The following is a 2,693-nucleotide window of genomic DNA, read 5'->3' on the forward strand; positions in this document are numbered from 1 at the left end:
GGGTTACGGACCGGCCCGAGGGGGGGTTTCCACCATAGCCCCTTCCGGGGCGTGCTCGCGCGATCCGGGCCGTGTTTCACCCGTCGAGTCCAGCGAAGGCCACGCCCAGCAGGCCGCCCGCCGCCAGGAAGGGGCCGAACGGGATGCCCGTCTTGCGGTCGGCCCTACCAGCGATGAGCAGGGCGTTTCCGTAGAGCGCCCCGAGCAGCAGCCCGGCGAGCGCCCCCACCGCGAGGGTCGTCCAGCCGTACCACCCAAGAGCGACCCCCACGGTGAGCGCGAGCTTGACGTCCCCCATCCCCATGCCGCGCGGATGGATGAGGAAGAGGGCGAGGTAGCCGCCGCCCAGCACCAGGCCGCCCGCCAGCGCCCCGGGCCAGCTGCCGGCCGTGCCCGGCAGTGCGGCGGCCACTCCGAGGAGTGCCGCGGCGGCGCCGGCCGTCGGCAGGGTCAGTACGTCCGGCAGCCGGCGCACCCGGACGTCCACGATCGCGAGCAGGACCAGCGCGGGGGCCAGGGCCAGCCACACGGCCAGTTCGGGGCGGGGGCCGACGGTGGCGGCCAGGAGCGCGCAGACCACCGCGGTGACCGGCGCCGGCAGCGCGGTGAGCCGGGAACGGCCGGAAGCGGCGGGCGGGTGGTCCGTCCGCCACGGCTCACCGGTCGGGACGGCGTAGCGGTGCGCGGCCCGGGGCAGCAGCAGGGCGCCCACCGCCCAGCCGTACACCGCCGCGACGGCGACCGGACCCCACGCCGGCGCAGCCGACGCGGCGGGCATGGACAACCCCGTCGACGCGGGCAACCCCGCCGGCGCAGGCAACGCAGGCAACACGGTCATGGTCAACACGGTCAACTCCCCCGGCACCCGGGGAGGGTACCGCCACGACCGCGGCGTCCACCCCCTCAGGCCCGGCTGCTCACCGGGCTCCGGCTCCCCCGGCCTCCGACTGGGGGTACCCCCAGTCGTCGGTCATCGACTCCCCCGGCCTCCGGTCCGAGGCGCCCCCTCCCGTGTCGTCTCCCTCTTCCGGCGGCCAGACGATGACGGTGTGCTGCTCACCGTCGCTGTCGAGCGTCACCAACTGACCGCTGAACGACTTGCGAAGGTTTCTCAGATCCCCCTCTGTGAACGTGCCGCGCAGCACGAGCGCGCGACCGATCGCGTACACCGACAGCGTGCCCTCGGGCATGTCCCAGTCGCCGGTGACAAGCTGCGGCGGACGGCCCTGGTCGCCCGTCGATCGCGGCGGCCCGAACTGCAGGTAGTCGGCGAGTCTGGATGCCTCCCTGCGCGCGTGTTCCAGACCGCTCTCGCGGCGCCTCCCCGTGTCGTCCCCACCCGGATCGTTCCGGCTGTGCCGGTAACCCACTGTTCCCCCCTGCGTCGGGATCTCCTGAAAACGAACTTCCGTGTGCATCCCTCGGCCCTGTGAGCGAAACTAGGCGCTTTGCACTAGCGATTTCAAGCGCCCAGATGGTCGAGTTTGCGTCAGTGCCCACCGGGTAATCGTGTTGTTCTTTCCGCCTCTTCGCGGCCGTTTCACGCCGGTCGGGCCGTGCGGCCCGCGTCCCCCGCCCACGCCACGTCGAACGGCCCGTACTCCTCCGCCACCGGCCGACTTCTCCGGACCGTCCCGACAAAGCTGGCCGAGAGTCACCCTTACCGGAGGGTGAATATGCCGGTGCCACAACCCGCTTGACCGCCAGGTCCGCGGTTGCACACGGATTCCCGTGTTCCGTTTGCGGTTGCGGGCCCGCCGTGTCATCGCCGAGCCGACCCGCCGGACGGGCCCTGGTCGGGAATCGCTCGACATGACACATCACGCGCGGAAAGATGGCGATCAAGCGTTTCGGACCCCATGGAAGGAAACACCGACGATGGCCACCACCCGTACGGCGAAGGCCCACTGGGAAGGCAACCTCCTGGAGGGCAAGGGGACCGTCTCCCTGGCCAGCTCCAACCTCGGCACCTACGACGTCAGCTGGCCCGCGCGCACCGAGCCGCCGAGCGGTATGACCAGCCCCGAGGAGCTGATCGCCGCGGCGCACTCCTCCTGCTACTGCATGGCCTTCTCCAACATCGTCTCCGGCAAGGGCCACACCGTCGAACAGCTCGACGTCCAGGCGGACGTGACCTTCCAACCCGGAGAGGGCATCACCGGGATCAAGCTGACGGTACGGGCGGTCATCCCCGGCATCTCGGAGGAGGAGTTCCAGGCCGCGGCGGCGGATGCCAAGGCGAACTGCCCGGTGAGCCAGGCGCTGGCCGCGGTGAAGAACATCAGCCTCGAGGCCACCCTGGCCTGAGCCCGGTCCGGCACCGCCCGCACGGGTCCGGCGCGCCGCGACGGGCGCCGGACCCGTCATCGTCCGGCGCGCTCGACACGCACCCGCGCCCCCGGCGCGAGCCCCCAGCCGGCCATCGTCCCGGCCTCCGCCTCCAGCACCCGCCGAGCCCGGAGGCGGGGCAGGCCCAGCCGCCCCGGCTCCATCGTCCGCACGGCGAGCACCGTGAAGTCCCGGTCCAGATAGGCGACATCGATCGGGAACCGCATCCGGAAGGTGTGAATCGAACAGGCCGGCTCCAGCAGCATGGCGCCGACGATCCCGTGACGGCCGAGCAGCCCCCTGGCGCGCGCCCGGGGGGACGCCGCGATCTCCAGCGGAATCCGGGCACCGCCCGCCACCAGCAC

At 72.3% G+C, this 2,693-nt stretch carries 4 protein-coding genes; 1 reads left to right on the forward strand and 3 read right to left on the reverse strand.

Going from position 1 to position 2,693, the window contains the following annotated elements; genetic code table 11:
* Nucleotides 1-76: 76 nt before the first annotated feature.
* The gene (locus tag FNX44_RS25815) at nucleotides 77-778 is read right to left on the reverse strand and encodes a prepilin peptidase (protein WP_143651393.1); all 702 of its coding nucleotides are present in this window, start codon (nucleotides 776-778) and stop codon (nucleotides 77-79) included.
* 139 nt (nucleotides 779-917) lie between these two features.
* On the reverse strand, nucleotides 918-1,370 hold the full coding sequence (locus tag FNX44_RS25820; protein WP_143651394.1) for a hypothetical protein: 453 nt from the start codon (nucleotides 1,368-1,370) through the stop codon (nucleotides 918-920).
* 508 nt (nucleotides 1,371-1,878) lie between these two features.
* Here FNX44_RS25820 and FNX44_RS25825 point away from each other — a divergent pair.
* Nucleotides 1,879-2,307 carry an OsmC family peroxiredoxin gene (locus FNX44_RS25825; RefSeq protein ID WP_143651395.1) on the forward strand — a complete coding sequence of 143 codons (429 nt, stop codon included), beginning with the start codon at nucleotides 1,879-1,881 and terminating at the stop codon, nucleotides 2,305-2,307.
* Nucleotides 2,308-2,363: 56 nt separating this feature from the next.
* Here the strand turns inward: FNX44_RS25825 and FNX44_RS25830 are convergent, their stop codons facing one another.
* Nucleotides 2,364-2,693 (reverse strand): DUF192 domain-containing protein, encoded by a 330-nt coding sequence (locus tag FNX44_RS25830; RefSeq protein ID WP_143651396.1) that lies wholly within the window; start codon nucleotides 2,691-2,693, stop codon nucleotides 2,364-2,366.

Source organism: Streptomyces alkaliterrae, assembly GCF_007097205.2.
Taxonomy (GTDB): Bacteria; Actinomycetota; Actinomycetes; order Streptomycetales; family Streptomycetaceae; genus Streptomyces; species Streptomyces alkaliterrae.